This window comes from Sagittula sp. NFXS13 (genome assembly GCF_040148795.1).
Lineage (GTDB): Bacteria > Pseudomonadota > Alphaproteobacteria > Rhodobacterales > Rhodobacteraceae > Sagittula > Sagittula marina.
Window position 1 is genome coordinate 79583 of sequence record NZ_JAGEMH010000012.1, and the last position, 21240, is coordinate 100822.

Sequence of the window (21240 nt, forward strand, 5' to 3'; positions counted from 1 at the left end):
GGGACCTTGCCCCAGCAATTGGAACGGCCACAGGCACGACCAATCGGCGCTGGGGAACACCACTACAGATTGGAGACCTACCGTGGCAGCTTTTGCAGGCGGCAATGCCGCACCGACAGTCGTCCCCAACAAACCGGCCAACACTGCTCTGAAGCCGAAAGACTCAGCGGCGTAACGCCACCCGTCGGAGCGCGCACCCAAGCAGGGTGGCGCGCTTCGTTGCGATATCCTCCCCCCACCAAGGTCGGATTTGCGCGTTTCAACTACGGTTCTAACGTCGCGACATGGGAGTGTTTTTCTTGCGCACCGCGTGGCTTTGTCTCACGCTCGCGCTCACCGCATCATTATCGTTGGCAAAGACCATTTCGGACGCCGAGATGGGAGAGCTCATCCGTGCGCCCATGTCGCTGGGCGCGCAGATTTCAAACGACGGCGTCTTTGAGCTGTTGAACTCTGGCGGCGCGCAGGCGGGCTACGTGTTTCAAACCGAACCGATGGCCGCCCTGCCCGGCTTTTCCGGCGCACCGATCAACATGCTGGTGGTGCTCGACCTCGACGGTCGCTTCATCGACGTGCAACTGCTCGATCACAACGAGCCGATCTTTGTTTCCGGTTTGGGGCAAGCGCCGTTCCACGCCTTCATGGAACAATATGGCGGCCTGAGCATTTCGGACAATATCGTCGTCGGCTCGCCTTACGGCGGGTCCTCTGACGGCACCGGGCTGGTCTACCTTGACGGTGTGACCAAAGCGACGGCCTCTGTCCGGATTGCGCATGAATCGATCCTTGCGGCGACACTTCAGGTCGCGCGCGAGAAGATGGGCGGGATCAGTGCCGGGCCACCGGCCGCCCCAAATCCAGAGATCGACGAAGATCTCAGTTGGCAGGATTTGCGCGATCAGGGGCTGGTGACGCGGCTGCGCGTCAGCAACGCCGAGGTCGATGCGATGTTTGCCGGAACACTCTGGGCCGATGACGATCCAGACGCCCAGGATGACCCGGAGGCGTCCTATCTGGATCTGTGGGTGGCGGACCTTGGTCCCGGCAGCATCGCAAAGACGTTGCTGTCCGCGGACACATTGGAGGAACTGGCGCGTTTCAAGGAGATCTCCACCTTCGACGAGCCTGTCTTGATGATCGAAACGGCACGGCACGGGCTGGTGTCGGCTGATTTTGTCCGCAACACCACGCCGGATTGGATCGGGGCGGAGCAGTCGGGGTTTCCAGTCGCCTTGCGCGACGCGGATTTGTTTGTCGAGCTGTCCGATCACGTTCCTGAGGCGCTTCACGATGGCACAGCCATGATCCTGCGCACGGATCGGCGCTTGGGCTTTGATCCGGCAAGCCCCTGGACGCTGAAAATAAAAGCTGTCCGCCAACATGGTATGTTCCAACCCGAAACTGGATCCGTCACCTTGAGCACGGAAATCCGCACGGACGACCGGTTCTTTACCCGGCCCAGTCAGGTCGCGCGGCTGTCGCCATTCGAGGAAGCCATCCGCAACCGTCTGCCTGACGTGATCTCGCTTGCGGCGTTTCTGGCGCTGCTGATCCCGGCGCTGCTGTTTGCCCAATCGAGGCTTGCAGGGCTGCGCGCCTATACGCCCGTCCGTCTGACGATCCTGGCCGTTGTCACGGGCTTCATCGGCTGGTGGGGTCAAGGGCAGCTGTCCATTGTTACGCCGCTGGCTACAATGCAGGCGGCATTGACCACACAGCATTTCGCTTTCCTGCTGTATGATCCGTTTTCACTGCTGATCTGGGCCGTGGTTCTTGTGGGGTTCGTGCTTTGGGGGCGCGGGCTGTTTTGCGGCTGGCTTTGCCCCTTTGGAGCGCTGCAAGAATTTGCGCACCATCTGGGTCGGCTGCTGCGCCTGCCGACGTGGGAGCCATCGCGCCCTTGGGATCAACGTCTGAAATGGGTGAAATACGTGGCTTTGGCCGGGCTGGTTCTGGTGACGCTCTTTGCGCCGTCCTACATGGACAGGGCCGCCGAAATCGAACCATTCAAAACCGCGATTACCACGTTTTTCGTGCGGGAATGGTATTACGTCGCCTACGCGTTGTTCTGGCTTGGCCTCGGACTGTTCACCTTCAAGGGATTCTGCCGTTACGCCTGCCCGCTTGGGGCGCTCATGGCGATTGGCGGGTTTCTTCGGCTGCGGCGCTGGATACCCCGGCGGGCAGAGTGCGGCACCCCTTGCCAGCTGTGTGCGGTCAAATGCAATTATGGCGCCATCCGAAAATCCGGAGAGATCCAATATGACGAGTGTTTCCAGTGCCTTGACTGCGTAACGATCCACGATGACGACGCGCAGTGCGTGCCATTGATCCTGAAGGCACGCGCTACGAAACGCGCGCCGCGTGCCACTGGGCACCCCAACATGACGGCCGCCGCAGAATGATGAAACGACGCCGCTTTTTGTGCCTCACCGCCGCTTTCGCAACGGCACCTGTCCGGGCATATGCGGGCACGTGGCGCGGGCGCGCTTTGGGGGCGGAGGCTTCCGTGACCCTGACCGGCCCGCGCAGCGCGGTCGACCGCGCTTTGACCGCCCTGCCAAAACGGCTGGAACAGATCGAGGCCACCTTCAGCCTGTATCGCGACGACAGCGCGCTGGTGCAGTTGAACACAAGAGGCAGGCTCCGCCCATCGTCGGACTTTCACGCCTTGATGACACTGGCCGCGCAGGCCCACGATCTGACGAATGGCCTGTTCGATCCGACGGTGCAGCCGCTCTGGCACGCACTGGCACGAGGCACCGACATCGAAGCGGCCCGGCGCCTGATTGGGTTTGACCGTGTCCGGATCGCGCCAGACGTCATCACGCTGGGCCGGGGTCAGGCGCTCACCTTGAACGGCATCGCCCAAGGCTACGCGACAGACCTGATCAAGGATGATCTGGCCCGGCACAGCTTCACCAAGGCACTGGTGGATATAGGCGAAGCAGCCGCCCTTGGGGGGCCGTTCCGCCTGACGTTGAACGATCCGCAGCACGGCGCGCTGGGGCATGTAACGCTGCAAAACGCTGCGCGCGCCACTTCCAGCCCCGGTGCGCTGCGACTTGGAGCAGAGGCGCATATCCTCGGGCCGCGCGGACAGGAACCGCTTTGGTCCACTGTCAGTCTCGAAGGGCCGTCCGCAACATTGGCCGATGCGCTCTCGACCGCGGCGGTGTTCATGGATCACCCCGCCTTGCGACAGCTCAAGATCCGCGCAGGTCTGTCCAGCATCACCACCATTGACGCGAACGGCGCTCTCAGAACGCTCTAGCGGCGCTCGAACGCAAAAACCCCCGACCCTGTGGATCGGGGGTTTCTTTCGTTGCTAACGACGCGCTCAGCCGTTGGCTTTGGCCACGGCGCGTTTGGTCATCACCTTCACCAGATGCGCGCGGTAGTCGCCCGAACCATGCAGATCAGAGATCATGTCAGCGCCCGACGGGGCCGAAAGTGCCTCAACCGCGTCAGCGGCGAAGTTGCCGTTCAGCGCCTCCTCGGCCTCGGACCAGCGGAACACGCCGTCGTTCGAGGCCCCGGTCACGGCCACACGCACGCCGTCGGCGCCCTTGGAGACGAACACACCGACAAGCGCAAACCGCGACGCGGGTTGCTGGAACTTGATGTAGGCGGCTTTCTCCGGGATGGGGAATTTCACCGCGGTGACAATCTCGTTCTCATCCAGAGCGGTGGCAAACATGCCTTGGAAATAGTCGTCAGCAGCGAATTCACGGGTGTTGGTCACGATGGTCGCACCAGACCCAAGAGCCGCCGCCGGATAACATGCCGACGGGTCGTTGTTGGCCAGCGAGCCGCCAATGGTGCCACGGTTGCGCACCGCCGGATCACCGATCTGACCGGCCAGCGCGGCCAGCCCCGGATAGGCGCCAGCTTCGGCCGCCACTTCGGCATGTGTTGTGCCGCCGCCGATGGTCAACGTGTTGCCGTCAACAGACACGCCCTTCAGCTCGGCGATGGCCGAGAGGCTCACAAGCGTTGACGGCATGGCAAGGCGCTGCTTCAGCGTCGGGATCAGCGTCTGGCCACCGGACAACGGCTGCGCATCCTCCTGCCCCAGCGCCGCGACCGCATCTTCCATGGATGTTGGACGCACTAGATCAAATGAATACATTCTCTTTCCTCCTCGAACAGGCGCAGACCTCTTGGTAACTCCGCTGTTCAAATACCCTTTGGGGTCCGGGGGGCGAGCCCCCCGGCGCACTCCACTTATGCCTGCATGGCAGCCCAGACACGCGACGGCGTCACGGGCATGTCGATGTGCTCCACCTTGTGTCCGCCCGAATGCAGCGCGTCGATCACGGCGTTCACCACCGTCGGCGGGGAGCCGATGGCACCGGCCTCGCCGCAGCCCTTCACACCCAGCGGGTTGTGCGTGCACGGTGTCTGGCAGGAGTGGTCCACCACGTAGTTCGCCATCATCGGCAGGTCATCGGCACGCGGCATTGCGTAATCCATGTAGGACGCGCTCAGCAGCTGGCCGTTCTCGTCGTAAGACGCGTTTTCCAGCAGCGCCTGACCGATGCCCTGAGCGATGCCGCCGTGGACCTGACCTTCGACGATCATCGGGTTGATGACATTGCCGAAGTCGTCGGATGACACGAACTTTTCGATCTTCACTTCGCCGGTTTCGGGGTCAAGCTCCACTTCGCAGGCGTAGGCCCCTGCCGGATAGGTGAAGTTGGCCGGATCGTAGAACGCCGTCTCCTCCAGGCCCGGCTCGATGTCCTCAAGGGGATAGTTGTGCGGCACGTAGGCGGCGAGCGTCACATCCCCCCAAGCCACGGACTTGTCCGTTCCTGCGACCGAGAACTGACCATCCTTCAGTTCGATGTCGGCCTCGGAGGCCTCGAGCAGGTGGGCGGCGATCTTCTTGGCCTTGTTGATGATCTTCTCGGTCGCGCGGACCATCGCGGAGCCACAGACCGCCAGAGAGCGCGAGCCATACGTGCCCATGCCGAACGGGATCTTCGAGGTGTCGCCGTGCACGATGTCGATCAGGCTGTCGTCAATGCCGAGCATCTCTGCGACGACCTGCGGGAACACGGTTTCGTGGCCCTGCCCGTGGGAGTGCGCGCCGACCATCACGGAGATGGAGCCAGTGGCGTTCACACGGACCGTGGCCGCGTCATACAGACCGGCGCGCGCGCCAAGCTGACCCACGAGGTTCGACGGCGCAATGCCGCAGGCCTCAATGAAGCAGTTGATGCCGAGGCCGCGCAGCTTGCCCTTCGCTTCGCTTTCCTTGCGGCGCGCGTCGAAGTTGCCGAGGTCCATCAGCTCTTCCATCTTGTCCATCGTGGCGACGTAATCGCCGGTGTCGTATTCGACAGCCACCGGGGTCGCGTAGGGGAACTGGGTGATGAAGTTCTGACGGCGCAGCTTGATCGGGTCGACGCCCAGCTCGCGGGCTGCCTTATCGATGACACGCTCCAGCGAATAGGTCGCCTCGGGGCGTCCTGCACCACGGTAGGCGTCCACCGGCACGGTGTTGGTGAAGACGGCCTTCACGTTCACCTGCACGGCGGGCGTGCGGTAGTTGCCGGCCATCAGCGTGCCATGCAGCCAGGTCGGCACCGAGGTCGAAAAGGTCGACAGATAGGCGCCCATGTTGGCGTAGGTATCGGTGCGCAACGCGGTGAAGTTGTTGTCCGCGTCGAGCGCCAGCTCGATCTTGGTCACGTGGTCACGGCCATGCGCATCGGACATGAAGGCCTCGGAGCGTGTCGAGGTCCATTTGACAGCGCGGTTGATCTGGCGTGCGGCGAAGGTGCAGAAGGCCTCTTCGGCGTAGTGGAAGATCTTCGTGCCGAAACCGCCACCCACATCGGGGGCCACAACGCGCAGCTTGTGCTCGGGAATGCCAAGGACAAAGGCCCCCATCAGCAGCCGGATCACGTGCGGGTTCTGCGAGGTGGTATAAAGCGTGCTTTCGTCATTGGCGCGGGCATAATCCCCCACTGCCACGCGAGGCTCCATCGGGTTGGCAATCAGACGGTTGTTCACCAGCTCCAGCGTGGTGACATGCGCGGCCTCGGAGAATGCCTTTTCGACAACCTCCGTGTCGGAGCCGAACTGCCAGTCATAGCAGAGGTTGTCGCTCAGGTCGTCATGCACAAGGGAGGAGTCGGATGTGAGCGCGGCCTTCATGTTGACCACGGCGGGCAGATCTTCGATGTCGACCACGATGGCTTCGGCAGCGTTGCGCGCCTCCTCCAGGCTGTCCGCGACAACGGCGGCGATCGGATCCCCCACGTGGCGGACCTTGCCCTGTGCCAGAACCGGGTGTGCCGGCTCCTTCATCGGGTCACCGTTCTTGTCGGTGATTTCCCAGCCGCACGGCAGACCGCCAATGCCTTCGAAGTCCGCGCCGGTGAAGATGCGGACCACGCCCGGCATCTCTGCCGCCTCGGTGGTGTCGATGTTGGTGATCTTGCCGTGCGCCACGTCCGAGCGCAGGAAGTGCACGTAAGCCTGGTTGTGAATGTTGATGTCGTCGGTGTACTGACCGGCCCCGGTCAGGAAGCGGGCGTCCTCACGCCGCTTCGGGCTTGCGCCAATGCCATGATCCTTCGGCATAGTATTCCTCCCTTGGATGGTGGGACAAACCCACCCTACGCAATGTTTTGGACGGGTCGCCCCGTCATGAAAGTCTTACTCGGCTGCGACTGCGGGCACGTCCTGACCGGAAGCCGCCAGAATGGCACGGACGATGTTGTGGTAGCCGGTGCAGCGACAAATGTTGCCTTCGAGGTGGTGGCGCACCTCGGCTTCGGTGGGCTTGGGGTTGTCCTTCAGCAGCGAAGAGGCCGCCATCACCATGCCGGGGGTGCAAAAGCCGCATTGCAGCCCGTGGTATTCCTTGAACGCAGCCTGGATCGCGTTGAGCGTGCCGTCAGGGGCCGCCTGCCCTTCGATGGTGCCGATCTCCGCGCCGTCACATTCACCCGCGAACATGGTGCACGCTTTGACCTGCTTGCCGTTCACATGAATGGTGCAGGCGCCGCATTGCGAGGTGTCACAGCCCACGTGGGTGCCGGTCAGCCGCAGCTCGTCGCGCAGGAACTCGGTCATCAGGGTGTTGCCCTTGACCGACTTGGTGACGGACTTGCCGTTCACCTTCATCGTTACTTCTGCCATCGTTTCCCTCCCTGGAAATCTCGTATCTGGGTAAAGGCGTCCCGCGACAGCGGCGTGACGCCCGGATCTGGGGTCAGCCGGTGATCTTTTTCAGCCAGCTTTTCTTTTCTTCGGGCTCGGCCTCGGTCACGTCGCCGGGGCCTTCGACCGCGTTCTGGAAGTTCTCAAAGAACTGATCGGCCATCTTCTTGGCAAAGCCGTCGATGATGCGGGAGCCAAGCTGCGCCAGCTTGCCGCCGACGTTGGCTTCGACATCGTAGTGCAGCTCTGTGCCGTCCTCGACCTCGGCCAGGGTCACGACCGCGCCGCCCTTGGCAAAGCCCGCCGCGCCGCCCTTGCCCTCACCGGACAGCTTCAGGGCTTCGGGGGCGGTCATGTCGGTCATTGCGACCTGGCCCTTGAAGGTGGCCTTCACCGGGCCGACCTTCTGGACGACGGTTGCCTCGTAGCCCTCCTCGGGGGAGCCGGACATCTCGGTGCAGCCGGGCACGCAGGCCTTGAGCACTTCGGGGTCCTGGATTGCCGCCCAGACCTGCTCGCGCGGGGCCTTGATGATACGGGAATCGCTCATTTTCATGGGTGTGTCCTCTCTCTTGTGCGTCAGCCTAGGCGTGTGGCCCGCGACGTCATATTAGACCAATGGATGATTTCACCATTCGGGCGGAATGTGTGTCAGCCCGTAGGTGTCAAAGATTTCTGCGATGCGCCCGTCGTCTAGTGCTTCTGTCACCGCGTCGCCCACGGTGTAGGACAGCCCGCGATAGGCAAAGTGTACGGCGGTCCCGATGGGCCATTTCGATTTGGCCAACCCAGCAAGCGGCGGCTGGTGGATCGCCACCCCCTCGCCCGCAAAGAACTCCAGTTGCGCCAGCGGACCCATCGCGGCCATCGTCTCCCCCGCGTTCAGCGCCTCCATCGCCAGTTGCATGGATGGATAGCGTCGCACGCCTTGGGCAGTCTGACCACCGGCAAAGCTGGTCAGGTAGAAATCCGCGATGGAGTCGTTTTCCACGGCGACGGTGTCAAAGCGGAAATAGGCGGGCACCGGACCGCCGTCAGGATAGTCCGCCTCGCGGTAGGCGATGGCCACCTGTTCCTCGTGGTACTGCCCGGGAAAGACGACCTGCTCCACCCGGCACTTGAAGGCAGAGTCGTAAGGCACGCGCATCATGACGTTGGAGACGGCCCCACCGACGATGCCACCCTGCCAGATGTTGAAGCGCAAATCGGCGTCCAGGTTTTCCCCAGCCGCAACGAATTTGAAACTGGGTTTTACACCGATGTAGCCGGCGATCAGCCGGGCGATGTCCACGTCAATGCCGCGGGGTGTGCCGCCCTCCTGAAAGGAATAGGGCGGATAGTCGTCATAGAGCGCGAAGGTCATGCTGCCACGCTCCATGATGGTGTCGAGGTCCTGGCCGACGATATCGCGGCCGGCGTTCTGGGGTTTCGGCTGTGGCACATAATCGGCGCACGGATCTGCGGCACGGGCTGTGCCCGCAGGCAGGGAGGCGGCCAGAGCGGCCAGCAAACACGCGCTTGCCACCCGGCCCAGCCAAGTCACGAAACCTGTCGAGATCATCCGCAGCTCTCCTCCCCCGAAACCTGTCAGATCAATCAGTGCGCTGCGGACAGGCCGATGGTCAAGGCTTCGGCCGCCTTCTGTGCGCCGTGTTCCGTGCCGTCGAGCAAGGCCGCCGCGCGCGAGGCCGCGCTGTCGGCCACCGGGGCACCTGACATGGTCTCGATGTTCTCGGCGATCTCGGTGAGGCGCTCCTTGGTCGCGTCATCTGCGGTGCCGTCTTCCACGATCTGGTCGCGGATGGCCTTCAGCTCGTCGGCATATTCAGCAGCGCTGTCGTCGTCGGGACGCGTCTCGATGTAGGTGCGGATCGCCCAAGCCGCCTCCTGGCCAAGCAGCTCCCCGAAGGCGGGCATCTTGGTCGTGCCGTTCTGCGTGTAGCCGGTGCGGAACCGTTCGATGAACCACTCGTCGCCGTATTCTTCGGCCTCCAGAAAGCGCAGGTCGGGGGCGAGGCCGCCAGAGATCACTTCGAGCCCGTGGCACCGCGCGCAGTTCTGGTTGTAGCCAGAGGAGCCGATCTCAACCGCTTTGGACCAGACCTCCTCACCCGCTTCCTCGACACGATAGGGGTTTTCGGTCAACCACTCTTCGCCCACGGCGGGCAGGCCTGCGGTGTCCACCGCCTGCGGGGCCACGTTACCATGCGCCAAGGCAACAACCGGCAGCGCCAAAACAAGGGCACCAAGGGTAAACGTCTTCATATTGTCCTCCTCCCATTCAGGATGTTCGCGTTGCCGAGACCCTAAGCGGAGAGCGTCAGACGCCACCATTGGACTTTCGTGGCGCGCAGCCCCCCGTCCCGCGCGACGAAGGTCGTATTGAGGCCTAACGGCGCATGGTTAGCCTGCCACCGAGGGAGGATTATTCATGCGTTCCATCGCCAAAACGTTGGCCTGCGCCGTGCTGTGCGTGGGAGGCATGTCCGCGCCTTCCGAGGCCGCAGACATTCGTTTGCATTACCTGCGACAGGAGGTTGAGCAGCCTCCCACCCTGTCGAACCTGGAGCCTGTTCCCACGGATGAAGGTCGCGCCGGTGCCGAGCTTGCCCTTGCAGACAATGCCACCACCGGCTCCTTCATGGGACAGACATGGACGCTCCAAAGCACGCACGTTGCCGTGGGCGGAGATTTCACCGCCGCCGTACAGGAGGCCCTGAAAACCACGGACCTTTTGGTGCTGGATGCGCCTGCTGATGACGTGCTTGCCGCCGCGGACCTGCCAGAGGCGCAAGACGCACTGCTGTTCAACACGGCTGCGCCGAAACGCGCGTTGCGAGACGATGCCTGTCGCGCCAACGTGCTGCATACGTTGCCCTCCCGCGCGATGCTGACAGACGCGCTGATGCAGTTCTTTGTTGCGCGCCGCTGGACGGCCATCGTGATGATTGAAGGCACCAAGCCCGGTGATCTTGAGCTTGGGCAAAGCTATCGGGACTCTGCCGCGAAATTTGGACAAAGCGTCCGGCGCACGCAAAGCTGGGAGGACTCAGGCGATTTGCGCCGCAATGCGTCCCAGGAGGTGCCGATTTTCACCCAGGGGTTGGGCAAATACGATGTGCTGGTGGTGGCCGACGAACTGAACGACTTTGCCCGGTACATTCCCTACAACACATGGATGCCCCGCCCGGTCGCGGGCAGCGAAGGCCTGCGTCCCTCGGCGTGGTCCCCCGTGGTGGAACAATGGGGCGCGGCCCAGCTGCAAAGCCGGTTCGAGGACGCGGCCGGGCGCCAGATGCGCGACCGCGACTATGCCGCCTGGGCCGCAGTGCGCGCCGTGGGCGAGGCCGTCACGCGGACCGGCGCGTCCTCCGCCCCGGAGCTGCGCGCCTACATGCTTGGTGACAGCTTTGAATTAGCAGGCTTCAAGGGGCGGCCCCTGACCTTTCGCCCCTGGAACGGCCAATTGCGGCAGACAATTCCGCTGACCCACCGTGGCGCGGTGGTGGCCAATGCACCGATTGAAGGCTTTCTGCATCCCAAGACGGAGTTGGACACCCTTGGCCTCGACGCGCCCGAAAGCCGCTGCATCGCCTTCGGCACATAACCGAAGACCCCATTTTATCGCCCCACATCGTTTGGGGACCGTGGCCGCGCCCGGATCCCGTCGTTTTATGCATAGGACACACCATGAAATATACGCCGCTTCTCGCCGCCCTTTTGCTGGCCCAGCCTGTGCAGGCCGATGAAATCTGGGTCACCAACGAAAAGGACAACACCGTCAGCGTGATAGATGTCGACACGCAGGAGGTTACGCACACCTACGAGACCGGCGAACGCCCCCGTGGCATCATATTCAGCCATGACTATTCGGTGGTCTATATCTGCGCCTCTGACAGTGACTCCGTTCAGGTGATGGACCCAGACACCGGTGAGATCCTGCACGATCTGCCGTCTGGTGAAGATCCGGAGCAATTCGCCCTGCACCCGGACGACCGTCACCTTTACATTGCAAACGAGGACGACGCGATTACGACCGTTGTGGACACGCAAACACGCACCGTGGTCGCGCAAATCAATGTGGGGATCGAGCCGGAGGGGATGGCCGTGTCGCCCGACGGCGCCATCGCGATCACCACGTCGGAAACGACCAACATGGCGCATTGGATCGACACCGTAACGCAAGAGTTGTTTGCCAACACTCTGGTGGATTCGCGCCCACGTCATGCGGAGTTCGTAAAGGACGGCAGCGAGCTTTGGGTGAGCTCTGAAATCGGCGGTACGATTTCGGTGTTTGATGTGGCGACGCAGGCCGAAAAGGCAAAGCTGGAGTTCAAGATCAAGGGCGTGCACCCCGACAAAGTGCAGCCCGTGGGGTTTGAACTGACCGCGGATGACACTCATGCCTTTGTTGCGCTTGGGCCGGCGAACCACCTGGCCGTGGTCAATGCCGAGACTTACGAGGTTGAGGATTACATCCTGGTGGGACGACGCGTCTGGCATATGGCCTTCAACGCGGACAAATCGTTGCTGTTCACCACCAATGGCGTGTCCGGCGATGTGACAGTGGTGGATGTCGCCGGTCGCAAAGCCGTGAAAACCATCAAGGTGGGGCGATTTCCCTGGGGTGCAGCCTTCAGACCGACCGAATGAGGGCGGGCACCCGGCATTGGTCGATCGACCGGCGATGCCTGTGGGATTGGCGACAACAGGAGTTCGGTGGGTCAGGCTGTGCGTTGCTTGCCCGGCGGCCCACGCTGGGACGTGTCGACACGTCAGAAAATTGCCATGTCAGGAATTGAGACTTGGGTCGCGCTTGCGCACAAAGCGGTTTCGGATGCAGGGTCTCAGATATGCTAAGTGTATCTGACCTTTCGTTTTCCTATGACACCAAGCAGGCGTTGAAAGATGTGTCCTTTCGCGCCGAGCCGGGACGCTTTACCGCGTTGCTTGGCCCCAATGGCGCTGGCAAATCGACGCTTTTTGCTCTGCTGACCCGGTTGTTTACGACCCGCGATGGACAGATAGAGATCGCGGGACATGATCTGGCGAAAGCCCCGCGGGAGGCCTTGGCGGTGATGGGGGTGGTGTTCCAGCAGCCTACTCTGGATCTGGAGCTGACCATTCGCCAGAACCTGTCCTACTTTGCCGCGCTGCACGGATTGTCTAGCAAAGACGCCGCGATGCGCATCGACGCGGCGCTCGACCGGCTGGATATCCGCGCCCGTGCCGGTGAAAAAGCACGGTCCTTGAATGGCGGGCACCGACGCCGCACCGAGTTGGCACGTGCGCTGATCCATCAGCCGAAGGTTTTACTGTGTGATGAACCGACCGTGGGACTGGATGCGCAGGCGCGTGCGGCCATCACGGCGCATGTTCATGATCTGGCAGAGGACGGCTTGACCGTGCTTTGGGCGACCCATTTGACCGATGAGGTGCGCGAAAGCGATGATGTGCTGCTCTTGCACCAAGGCGTGTTGCGGGCGTCTGGGACGGCCCGTGATCTGACCGGTGCGCAAGCATTGAACGACTGGTTTCTGGAACAGACAGGCACATCCGTATGACCCGCCGGTTTCCCGCCTTCAAAGCCATAGTACTGCGCGAAGTGCTGCGTTTCATCCATCAACGCGAGCGGTTCCTGGCGGCGTTGGTGCGGCCCCTGATCTGGCTTTTGGTCTTTGCTGCGGGGTTTCGCGCGGCGCTGGGCCTGTCGATCATCCCGCCATACCAGACCTACATCACCTACGAGACCTACATCGTGCCCGGCCTGTGCGGCATGATCCTGCTGTTCAACGGGATGCAGACGTCGCTGAGCCTTGTCTACGACCGGGAGATGGGGTCCATGCGACTGCTCCTGACCGCGCCACAGCCTCGATGGTTTCTTTTGTTTTCAAAGCTTTGCGGGGCGACCTTCATCGGAATCCTTCAGTGTTACGCGTTCCTGATCATCGCCCGTCTGTTCGGTGTGGAACATCCACTGCTTGGGCATCTCACGGTTTTGCCGGCTTTGATCCTGGCCGGGCTCATGCTGGGGGCGCTGGGACTGGCGATTTCGAGCTTCATCAAGCAGTTGGAGAATTTCGCCGGGGTCATGAACTTCGTCATCTTCCCAATGTTCTTCCTGAGCTCCGCGCTCTATCCCCTTTGGAAGATGCAAGAATCTTCAGAATCCCTGTATTGGATCTGTCGTCTGAACCCCTTCACCCATGCGGTTGAACTGATCCGGTTCGCGCTGCATGTCAGCCTGTCGCCCTGGGCTCTTCTCTGGACGGTACTGGCGGGCGCGGCATTCACCGTACTGGCGCTTTGGGGCTATGACCCGGCCCGTGGTATGATCCGCAAGCGTCGTTAAAAGGAGAACCGCCATGTATCGCATCATCGCCGCATTGCTGATCCCAACCGCCGTGATGGCCGAGGAGGACGCGCTTGGCACGCTCAACCCCGAAGAGCTGACCTGGGGCAGCATGCTGGACCGCGCCGAAGAGGGTGAGACCTCCATGACGCTCTGCGCCTCTGGCTACATGCTGACGAAATCCGGCCGCCACGCGGCGGCGCGCACCCTGTTCGAGAATTGCGCCGAGGCCGGGTACACCGGCGCGATGACCTGGATGAGCCAAATGGACAACAACGGTCTGGGTGGCGACTACAACCCCGATGCCGCAGCCGAGTGGGACCGGCGGGCAGCGGATCTGGGCGACCCGGTGGGCAAGTTCAACCACGGTTTGAACCTGATGCGCGGCCATGGCGTCGCACAGGACGAGGTGCAGGGGCGCGCGTTCGTCGATGCGGCAGCAGCGGAGGGTCTGGAAGTGGCGCGTCGTTTGCAAGGTGCAGGATACGATCTGGATGAGGTCACACCAGACGCGGACAACTGGAAATACGCACCGGCGTTCTGAGCAAAATACGGCGCGACCTTCCCGGATCTGTTGGTCCATGGCTGTAAGCCCGCAGGGTCGTACGACCAAAGCACAAGAGACCCTGTTGACGTGAATCAAGTCCCTGCCGTTCCGCCCCTCCTAGGCTGATGCGAGACATCACACAGGAGACCCGAAATGTCCCGCTTCCCTCTTGCCGCCGTCGCGCTTGTCCTTGCTGGACCTGCCCTTTCCGATACCTTTGAAGAGGTGAAAGTGTCCGCCGGGCAGACGTTATTCGAAGGTGAATGCAAACGCTGTCACGCCGTGAACAGCGACGATCCCTCTTACGGACCGCCGTTGGAAAACGTGTTGAACCGCGCGGCCGGGGCCTATCCAGACTATGACTATTCCATCGCACTGGAGGCCTCTGGCATCGTGTGGACGCCCGCGGCTTTGCGCGCGTGGATGGAGGATAATGACGGCTTCATGCCCGGCACTAAGATGCGCCATGTGGGGATTGAGGACCGGACAGTGCAGGATTTCATCCTTGCCTATCTGACCTCGATCAGCCCACAGGACAACACCGCCATTGATGGAGAGTAGATCTCTGGGAGGGGCGCTTCGGTGTCCCTCCGCGTTAGGGGTGCGCGTCTCTTGATTTATGTGTCGGAAGTGCCGTTGTTTCACTGAAGACCAGAGCACTTCGACATTTTCGTTTCTCGGCCAACGCAAGACTTTTCTTCAGGCGTGCAAAGCAGCTTTCGGGGTTAAGCCTTTGATCCAGTGCCGGATCATGATGTCGGATGTCTTCTTGGCGTAAGGCGCTGTCGCGTGCTGCGACGCGCCTGCGCCCATGTAAGCGGGCGCTATGAAGCACGACAAGAGAACGCCCATCCCTCCCGCATACCCTTGGCGCAGACTGAATGGCTCGAATCGCGGCCAAACCCCCGCGGGCATTCGGTCAAGTGCCAAAGGGTCGTACGACTTTGGCCGTCTATGACCCTGACGCGCGTCTCTTATAGTTCTCTTAGAAATGCCGTGAAGCCGCTGGAGGAGCCGACCTGTGCCAAGGTCCGGTCAGCGCGCCCCACCCGCATCGACAGAACGACCAAACCTATGTTCATGGGAGGAACTGATGAACAAATTTGTTGCAGCCGTCACGCTCGCGCTGCTCGCCACCGGCGCGCAGGCAGAAGTGACCGAAGACATGCTGGCCAACGACGCCACGATGACCAATCAGGTTGTCACGAACGGCATGGGCCGCCACCTGCAGCGCTACACGCCGCTGGAGACGCTGAACAAGGACAACGTCAAGAACCTCGTTCCGGCCTGGGCGTTCTCGCTGGGCGGGGAAAAGCAACGTGGGCAGGAAACCCAGCCGATCATCTATGACGGCATTATGTATATCACCGGCTCCTACTCGCGCCTCTACGCTATCGACGTGACGACCGGCAAGGAGCTGTGGCAATACGATGCGCGTTTGCCCGAAGGCATTTTGCCCTGCTGTGACGTGATCAACCGTGGCGCGGCGATCCATGGAGACAAGGTGATCTTTGGCACGCTCGACGCGCGCCTCGTGGCACTGGACCGCAAGACCGGCGACGTGATCTGGCGCGACAAGATTGCCGATTACAAGGCGGGTTATTCCTACACCGCCGCCCCTCTGGTGGTGGGCGATCTGGTCGTGACCGGCAACTCCGGCGGTGAATTCGGCATCGTCGGCGAAGTACAGGCACGCAATGTCGAGAACGGCGATCTCGTCTGGACCCGCCCCGTCATCGAAGGCCACATGGGCACGCTGAACGGCGAAGAAAGCACCATGACCGGTGAACTGAACGCCACTTGGCCCGGCGACATGTGGAAGACCGGCGGCGGCGCGACGTGGCTTGGTGGCTCCTACGACGAACGCACCGACACGCTGATCTTTGGCGCGGGCAACCCGGCGCCGTGGAACTCCTGGCTGCGCAACGCAGGCGACAAGAACGATGGCTCCGGTGACAATCTGTACGCCGCCAGCCGCATCGGCATCGACCCGTCCAATGGCGAGATCAAGTGGCATTACCAGACCACGCCGCGCGAAGGCTGGGACTATGACGGCGTGAACGAAGTCGTCGCCTATGATGACCGTGAGGGCAACCAGCGCCTTGCGACCGCCGACCGGAATGGCTTCTTCTATGTTCTGGATGCGGCCGACGGAGGTTTCATTTCCGCTGACCCCTTCGTCAAGGACATCACCTGGGCTGAGGGCATCGACGACACCGGCCGCCCGATCTTCAACGAGGACGGTCGCCCCGGCAATCCTGCCGAAGCCGCGGACGGCAACAAGGGCGATGTGGTATTCGCCTCTCCGTCCTTCCTTGGCGGGAAAAACTGGATGCCGATGGCGTTCAGCCAGAAGACCGGGAACTTCTACGTGCCGTCCAACGAATGGGGCATGGACATCTGGAACGAACCGATCACCTACAAGAAGGGCGCGGCCTACCTCGGCTCCGGCTTCACCATCAAGCCGAACTACGAGGACCACATCGGCTCGCTGAAGGCGATCGACCCCGACACCGGCGAATGGGTCTGGGAATACAAGAACGATGCACCGCTTTGGGGGGGCGTCATGACCACCGCGGGCGGCCTGGTGTTCTTTGGCACACCCGAGGGTGAGTTCATCGCGCTCGACGACGAGACCGGCGAGAAGCTTTGGTCCTTCCAGACCGGCTCCGGCATCGTCGGCCAGCCCGTCACATGGGAACAGGATGGCGAGCAATATGTCTCCATCATCTCCGGCTGGGGCGGCGCGGTTCCGCTTTGGGGTGGTGAGGTTGCCAAGAAGGTGAACTACCTCAACCAGGGAGGTCTGCTCTGGACCTTCCGTCTGCCCAAAGAGATGGCTTCGGCCAACTGATCTGCCCTCCCGGATCAGGCGTGACGCCCGGTGCCATGTGCACCGGGCGTTTTGCGTGAGAGGGTCTTGTGCCTGTTAGCGATAAACTCCAGCGTCTGCGCCATGTGGAATCACTCCCCCCGTCTGGCTGTTTCGGCCGCCTTTGCCTTGAATGGAACGCTGTTTGGCACATGGGCCGCCCGCGTGCCTGCCGTCGTTGACCGCTTTGACCTAAGCGAGGGCGCTTTGGGTCTGCTGCTGTTGGCCATGGGGATCGGTGCACTGGTGTCCTTTCCGCTGGCCGGCGGTCTGGCCGACCGGCGTGGCGCCTATCAGATGAGCTGTGCGCTGGCGGTCATGTATCTGGCCAGCGTGGTTGCCATAGGTCTGGCACCTGGCGTCTATTGGTTGGCGGCGGCACTGTTTGTCTTTGGCGCGGGACACGGGGCCATGGACGTGACCATGAACAGCTGGGCGTCCGAGGTGGAACGCGCCTCCGGCAAATCCATCATGTCACGGTTTCATGCCATGTGGAGCCTTGGCGCAGGCATAGGGGCTGCGGGTGGGTGGCTGGCAACCGGCCTGTCGGTGTCGTTGGAGGCGCACTTCGTAATGTCTGCCCTGTTTTCCACGCTGGTCTACGGCCCGCTGATGCGGGTCACCTGGGCCTCGCGTCGCAGCACGCCGGGACAATCCACGCCCCTGTTCGCCCTGCCCCGCGGCGCACTTGTTCTGGTGGGGTTGGTGGCCATGTGCGCGGGCCTCGGCGAAGGCGCTGCCGCGGACTGGAGCGCGGTGTACCTGCGCGACGTGATAGGCACATCAGAAAGCCAGGCAGCCCTCGCCTACGCCACATTCTCTGTCACGATGGTGGCGATGCGGATCTGCGTTGATCCCTTGATCACCCGCTTTGGCGCTGGGCGCGTTGCCCGGATCAGTGGCTTGTTCGCGGCCACCGGCTATTTGATCGCACTTGGACTGCCCAGTCTCGGCTTCGCCCTCACGGGATATGTTCTGATGGGAATCGGCTACGCCGCCATCATTCCGCTGGCCTTCTCCCGCGCCGCTTCTGATCCGGACGTTTCGGCGGGCAAAGCCATCGCCTCTGTCGCGACGCTTGGGTATGGCGCGATGCTGCTGGGCCCCCCTGCCATCGGCTTTATCGCCGAGATTTCCAACCTGCGCGTTTCGCTTGCGATGATCGGCGTGATGGCGCTCCTGATCGCCGCCCTGTCCGGCCATCTGCGCCGGCCGTAAGCTTTGCTTCGGAGCCGTCCTTCGCCTGTCATCGCAGGGACGGGTCCTGTGCGCCGGGACAAGGAAAATCGCGGATGGTTCCCGCCTGCGGGATACCGCTATTTTGCTTGGCGCGGTGTGCGGGATCTGTCACCAGAAGATCAGTCGAAGGACGGCTCCGAAGCTTTTGCTTTGGTGGGTTCCCGAGCTGCTCCTGCACCGCTCTGGTCACCCCTGATTTCCCAATTTTTCAACGCGCCTTGAACAGCCCGCCAAGGATCCCGCGCACAATCCGTCGCCCTGTGGTGCCGGTGAGTTCCTTCATCACCATCTTGCCCATAGCCTCGCCAAAGCTGTCGCCTTTTCGATCCCGCCGGGTCGACGCCCCAGAGGTGGATCGGCTGACGCGCTTTCCAGTGTAGCGCCGTGCGGAGCGATATTCGCGCTCCTGCGCTGCCAGTTCCTCTTCCTCGCGCTCGGCCTCTGCGGCGTCCTCCGCCGCGCTCTTTGCGCGTTCTGCCAGAATCTCATGAGCGGAGCGCCGGTCCACCGCCGTTTCGTATTTGCCCTTCAGATCCGACGCGCTGATCACGCGGTCGCGTTCCTCTGGCGTGATTGGACCAAGTTGCGACGACGGCGGTCGGATCAGGGTCCGCTCTGCCATGCCGGGCACGCCCTTGCGTTGCAGAAACGACGTCACGGCCTCCCCGACGCCCACATCGCGGATGGCTTGCGCCACGTCGAAGGCGGGGTTTTCGCGATAGGTTTCGGCCGCCAGTTTGAGCGCCTTGCGGTCGCGCGCAGTGAAGGCGCGCAGCGCGTGTTGGACCCGATTGCCGAGCTGGCCGAGAATATCCTCGGGGATGTCATCCGGGGACTGCGTCACGAAATAGACACCAACACCTTTGGAACGGATGAGGCGGGCCACCTGTTCGACCTTCTCGACCAAGGCATCCGGCGCGCCGTCAAACAGCAAATGCGACTCGTCAAAGAAGAACACGAACTTGGGTTTTTCGGGGTCGCCGACTTCGGGCAATGTCTCGAACAGCTCGGACAGCAACCATAGAAGGAACGTCGCGTAAAGCCGCGGCGACGACATCAGCACGTCGGCGGCAAGAATATTGACCTGGCCACGCCCCTGTGTATCGACGCGCATCATGTCCGACAGGGCCAGCGCGGGTTCGCCAAAAAAGTTCGCGCCGCCCTGGTTTTCCAGGACAAGCAGCCGCCGTTGGATCGCACCTATGGAGGCGGTGGACACATTGCCGTAGCGCAGCGACAGATCTTTGCGGTTCTCGCCCATCCACACCAGCATGGAGCGCATATCGTCGAGATCGAGCAGCGCCATGCCCTCCTCGTCGGCAAGCCGGAACGCAATGTTCAGAATGCCTTCCTGTGCCTCTGACAGTTCCAACAAACGAGACAACAAGAGCGGCCCCATCTCGGCCATCGTGCTGCGCACCGGATGGCCCTGATCGCCGAACAAGTCCCAAAAGGTGACAGGAAAACCCTGATAGCCAAAGTCGTCAAACCCGATGGTCTGCGCCCTCTCGGTGAAGGACGCGTGCAGCTTGTGTTCGGGGGTGCCCGCCTTGGCCATTCCAGACAGGTCCCCCTTCACATCCGCCATGAAGACCGGGACGCCCGCGTTGGAAAACCCTTCCGCGAGGATTTGCAGCGTCACCGTCTTGCCCGTGCCGGTCGCCCCTGCGATCAGACCGTGCCGGTTGGCATAGCCCAGCGAGAGATGCTGTTTTTCGCCGTAGCCCGCGCCGCCGCCCCCGACAAAGAGATCTTTCGTCATGTGTCCGCCCTTTTTCTGCGCGGTGACCATACATCCTTAACCTATGGATGCCATAGTCACTCTCGGTCCGGGGCGTCATGTCCTCTCCTGCCCCGGCCAGACTTCCTCCCTGTCAGACTTGCCGCACCTTCGGGTGCGGCTTTTTTCCGGGGACACACCACACCGGAATCCATGCGTTTCACATCCATCTGCGCGCGCTGAAAACATGCGGTCAGCATGCGCTTTCGGGTGCGAAGGGGCGTTGGATCTGACCGCCAGTCTCAGTGCAGAATTTCCAGTCAAAAAGCCTGTTGACCAACGCATCGGCTTCTCGTAGCGTCCCACCCAATGACAAAGTCGGCCAGTCCGACAGGGAGCGAAATTGAAAGGGGCCGTGCGGCCCCTTTCGTCAATTTCAGGCCCCACCGTGGCTTTGCGGCAAACCGCTCATGCGAGGAACAGGGCAGGTATTTCCGTCCTGACACTTCGCGGCACGCGTGGTAACCAGCACCAACGCTACTGATTTCAGAGGATTTCCATGACACACCCCAGGCTTCTCCTGTCCCTGATCGCGGCTCTCGCGGCGACGCCCGTCTTTGCTCAAGACGCGGAAACGCCCGCCGCCGACGTTCCGGCCGCGGAAGCACCTGCCGAAGCACCTTCCGTCGGTGGCGATCTCGACCTCGGGCAATCCGACGCGCCGGCACAAGATCAGAGTCCCCAGCCCTATATCCGCGAGACTTTCGACGATTGGTCGCTGCAATGCGTCGCTGTGCCGAACAATGAAGAAGAAGTCTGCCAGATGTACCAGCTTCTGAAAGATTCCGAAGGCTCGCCAGTGGCTGAGACAAGTATCTTCAAGCTGCAGGACGGCGGTCGCGCCGTAGCAGGCGGCACCTTCATCGTACCGTTGGAGACGCTGCTGACGCAAAAGCTGACCGTGGCTGTGGATGGCAGTCAGGGCAAAAAATACGACTATTCCTTCTGCGCGCAGATCGGTTGCTATGCTCGTGTCGGTTTCACCGCCGAAGACATCGCGCAGTTCAAGGCTGGCAAGAAAGCTGACGTGACCATCGTCCCCGCCTTGGCCCCGGACCAAAAGGTCACCGTGTCCATGTCGCTGTCGGGTTTCACTGCCGCGTTCGATGCGGCTTCTGCCCTGCAGCCGTAAGAATTTTGAACGAGCATGGAAGGCGCGTCCGAGTGGCGCGCCTTTTCGCATCCCGACGAGACCGCCTGTCAAAAACCTCGGACTCCACGCGATAGATACGCGGACATATTGGATTGATCGCCAAGCCGAGTTCTGGCTG

The 21240-nt window shown here is 62.1% G+C and carries 18 protein-coding genes; 11 read left to right on the forward strand and 7 right to left on the reverse strand.

From position 1 onward, the window contains the following. Positions 1–284 precede the first annotated feature (284 nt). On the forward strand, positions 285–2405 hold the full coding sequence (locus tag J4E08_RS18775; RefSeq protein ID WP_502949297.1) for a 4Fe-4S binding protein: 2121 nt from the start codon (positions 285–287) through the stop codon (positions 2403–2405). After that, on the forward strand, positions 2402–3274 hold the full coding sequence (locus tag J4E08_RS18780) for an FAD:protein FMN transferase (protein WP_349539790.1): 873 nt from the start codon (positions 2402–2404) through the stop codon (positions 3272–3274). Before J4E08_RS18775 ends, J4E08_RS18780 begins: the two co-directional genes overlap by 4 nt. 66 nt (positions 3275–3340) lie before the next feature. Here the strand turns inward: J4E08_RS18780 and J4E08_RS18785 are convergent, their stop codons facing one another. The 6 genes from J4E08_RS18785 to pedF all read right to left on the reverse strand — a co-directional run bounded on the left by J4E08_RS18785 (position 3341) and on the right by pedF (position 9444). After that, complete coding sequence (locus J4E08_RS18785; protein ID WP_349539791.1) at positions 3341–4132, reverse strand: FAD binding domain-containing protein; 792 nt, start codon at positions 4130–4132, stop codon at positions 3341–3343. A 95-nt stretch (positions 4133–4227) separates the two neighbouring features. Beyond that, positions 4228–6597, reverse strand: coding sequence for a xanthine dehydrogenase family protein molybdopterin-binding subunit (locus J4E08_RS18790; RefSeq protein ID WP_349539792.1), 2370 nt, complete (start codon positions 6595–6597; stop codon positions 4228–4230). 75 nt (positions 6598–6672) lie between these two features. After that, complete coding sequence (locus tag J4E08_RS18795) at positions 6673–7158, reverse strand: (2Fe-2S)-binding protein (protein WP_183968844.1); 486 nt, start codon at positions 7156–7158, stop codon at positions 6673–6675. A 73-nt stretch (positions 7159–7231) separates the two neighbouring features. Further along, positions 7232–7735 carry an SRPBCC family protein gene (locus J4E08_RS18800; RefSeq protein WP_183968843.1) on the reverse strand — a complete coding sequence of 168 codons (504 nt, stop codon included), beginning with the start codon at positions 7733–7735 and terminating at the stop codon, positions 7232–7234. Between the two features lie 72 nt (positions 7736–7807). Continuing rightward, positions 7808–8740 carry a substrate-binding periplasmic protein gene (locus J4E08_RS18805; RefSeq protein ID WP_349539793.1) on the reverse strand — a complete coding sequence of 311 codons (933 nt, stop codon included), beginning with the start codon at positions 8738–8740 and terminating at the stop codon, positions 7808–7810. Positions 8741–8775: 35 nt separating this feature from the next. Further along, the gene (pedF, locus tag J4E08_RS18810; RefSeq protein ID WP_349539794.1) at positions 8776–9444 is read right to left on the reverse strand and encodes a cytochrome c-550 PedF; all 669 of its coding nucleotides are present in this window, start codon (positions 9442–9444) and stop codon (positions 8776–8778) included. Between the two features lie 166 nt (positions 9445–9610). On the opposite strand from pedF, the gene J4E08_RS18815 reads away from it, so the two are divergent. From J4E08_RS18815 to J4E08_RS18850, 8 genes are all read left to right on the forward strand, one after another. Continuing rightward, entirely contained in the window at positions 9611–10786 is a 1176-nt protein-coding gene (locus J4E08_RS18815; RefSeq protein WP_349539795.1) for a lanthanide ABC transporter ABC transporter substrate-binding protein PedA1, read from the forward strand. An 83-nt stretch (positions 10787–10869) separates the two neighbouring features. Further along, on the forward strand, positions 10870–11832 hold the full coding sequence (locus tag J4E08_RS18820) for a YVTN family beta-propeller repeat protein (RefSeq protein WP_349539796.1): 963 nt from the start codon (positions 10870–10872) through the stop codon (positions 11830–11832). Between the two features lie 200 nt (positions 11833–12032). After that, positions 12033–12743, forward strand: coding sequence for a lanthanide ABC transporter ATP-binding protein PedB/LutE (locus tag J4E08_RS18825; protein ID WP_349539797.1), 711 nt, complete (start codon positions 12033–12035; stop codon positions 12741–12743). Next, positions 12740–13531, forward strand: a complete 792-nt coding sequence (locus J4E08_RS18830) for a lanthanide ABC transporter permease protein PedC (RefSeq protein WP_349539798.1) — start codon at positions 12740–12742, stop codon at positions 13529–13531. Before J4E08_RS18825 ends, J4E08_RS18830 begins: the two co-directional genes overlap by 4 nt. Before the next feature lie 13 nt (positions 13532–13544). Further along, the gene (locus J4E08_RS18835) at positions 13545–14075 is read left to right on the forward strand and encodes a tetratricopeptide repeat protein (protein WP_349539799.1); all 531 of its coding nucleotides are present in this window, start codon (positions 13545–13547) and stop codon (positions 14073–14075) included. Between the two features lie 156 nt (positions 14076–14231). After that, positions 14232–14639 (forward strand): c-type cytochrome, encoded by a 408-nt coding sequence (locus tag J4E08_RS18840; RefSeq protein WP_349539800.1) that lies wholly within the window; start codon positions 14232–14234, stop codon positions 14637–14639. 532 nt (positions 14640–15171) lie between these two features. Beyond that, the gene (locus J4E08_RS18845) at positions 15172–16932 is read left to right on the forward strand and encodes a PQQ-dependent methanol/ethanol family dehydrogenase (protein WP_349539801.1); all 1761 of its coding nucleotides are present in this window, start codon (positions 15172–15174) and stop codon (positions 16930–16932) included. 102 nt (positions 16933–17034) lie between these two features. Continuing rightward, positions 17035–18168, forward strand: coding sequence for an MFS transporter (locus J4E08_RS18850; RefSeq protein ID WP_349539802.1), 1134 nt, complete (start codon positions 17035–17037; stop codon positions 18166–18168). Positions 18169–18397: 229 nt separating this feature from the next. Here the strand turns inward: J4E08_RS18850 and J4E08_RS18855 are convergent, their stop codons facing one another. Continuing rightward, positions 18398–19951 (reverse strand): helicase HerA-like domain-containing protein, encoded by a 1554-nt coding sequence (locus tag J4E08_RS18855; protein ID WP_349539803.1) that lies wholly within the window; start codon positions 19949–19951, stop codon positions 18398–18400. Positions 19952–20468: 517 nt separating this feature from the next. Between J4E08_RS18855 and J4E08_RS18860 the strand changes: the two genes are divergently transcribed. Further along, positions 20469–21101, forward strand: a complete 633-nt coding sequence (locus J4E08_RS18860; protein ID WP_349539804.1) for an invasion associated locus B family protein — start codon at positions 20469–20471, stop codon at positions 21099–21101. The last annotated feature ends 139 nt before the right edge of the window (positions 21102–21240 follow it).

Bases quoted from the DNA above. Each gene is read 5' to 3' on its own strand.
- J4E08_RS18860 (WP_349539804.1), top strand. From the start codon at position 20,469: ATGACACACCCCAGGCTTCTCCTGTCCCTGATCGCGGCTCTCGCGGCG.
- J4E08_RS18800 (WP_183968843.1), bottom strand. From the start codon at position 7,735: ATGAAAATGAGCGATTCCCGTATCATCAAGGCCCCGCGCGAGCAGGTC.
- J4E08_RS18830 (WP_349539798.1), top strand. From the start codon at position 12,740: ATGACCCGCCGGTTTCCCGCCTTCAAAGCCATAGTACTGCGCGAAGTG.
- J4E08_RS18850 (WP_349539802.1), top strand. From the start codon at position 17,035: ATGTGGAATCACTCCCCCCGTCTGGCTGTTTCGGCCGCCTTTGCCTTG.
- J4E08_RS18845 (WP_349539801.1), top strand. From the start codon at position 15,172: ATGAACAAATTTGTTGCAGCCGTCACGCTCGCGCTGCTCGCCACCGGC.
- J4E08_RS18775 (WP_502949297.1), top strand. From the start codon at position 285: ATGGGAGTGTTTTTCTTGCGCACCGCGTGGCTTTGTCTCACGCTCGCG.
- J4E08_RS18825 (WP_349539797.1), top strand. From the start codon at position 12,033: ATGCTAAGTGTATCTGACCTTTCGTTTTCCTATGACACCAAGCAGGCG.
- J4E08_RS18785 (WP_349539791.1), bottom strand. From the start codon at position 4,132: ATGTATTCATTTGATCTAGTGCGTCCAACATCCATGGAAGATGCGGTC.
- J4E08_RS18840 (WP_349539800.1), top strand. From the start codon at position 14,232: ATGTCCCGCTTCCCTCTTGCCGCCGTCGCGCTTGTCCTTGCTGGACCT.
- J4E08_RS18835 (WP_349539799.1), top strand. From the start codon at position 13,545: ATGTATCGCATCATCGCCGCATTGCTGATCCCAACCGCCGTGATGGCC.
- J4E08_RS18815 (WP_349539795.1), top strand. From the start codon at position 9,611: ATGCGTTCCATCGCCAAAACGTTGGCCTGCGCCGTGCTGTGCGTGGGA.
- J4E08_RS18855 (WP_349539803.1), bottom strand. From the start codon at position 19,951: ATGACGAAAGATCTCTTTGTCGGGGGCGGCGGCGCGGGCTACGGCGAA.
- J4E08_RS18790 (WP_349539792.1), bottom strand. From the start codon at position 6,597: ATGCCGAAGGATCATGGCATTGGCGCAAGCCCGAAGCGGCGTGAGGAC.
- J4E08_RS18805 (WP_349539793.1), bottom strand. From the start codon at position 8,740: ATGATCTCGACAGGTTTCGTGACTTGGCTGGGCCGGGTGGCAAGCGCG.
- J4E08_RS18820 (WP_349539796.1), top strand. From the start codon at position 10,870: ATGAAATATACGCCGCTTCTCGCCGCCCTTTTGCTGGCCCAGCCTGTG.
- J4E08_RS18795 (WP_183968844.1), bottom strand. From the start codon at position 7,158: ATGGCAGAAGTAACGATGAAGGTGAACGGCAAGTCCGTCACCAAGTCG.
- J4E08_RS18780 (WP_349539790.1), top strand. From the start codon at position 2,402: ATGATGAAACGACGCCGCTTTTTGTGCCTCACCGCCGCTTTCGCAACG.
- pedF (WP_349539794.1), bottom strand. From the start codon at position 9,444: ATGAAGACGTTTACCCTTGGTGCCCTTGTTTTGGCGCTGCCGGTTGTT.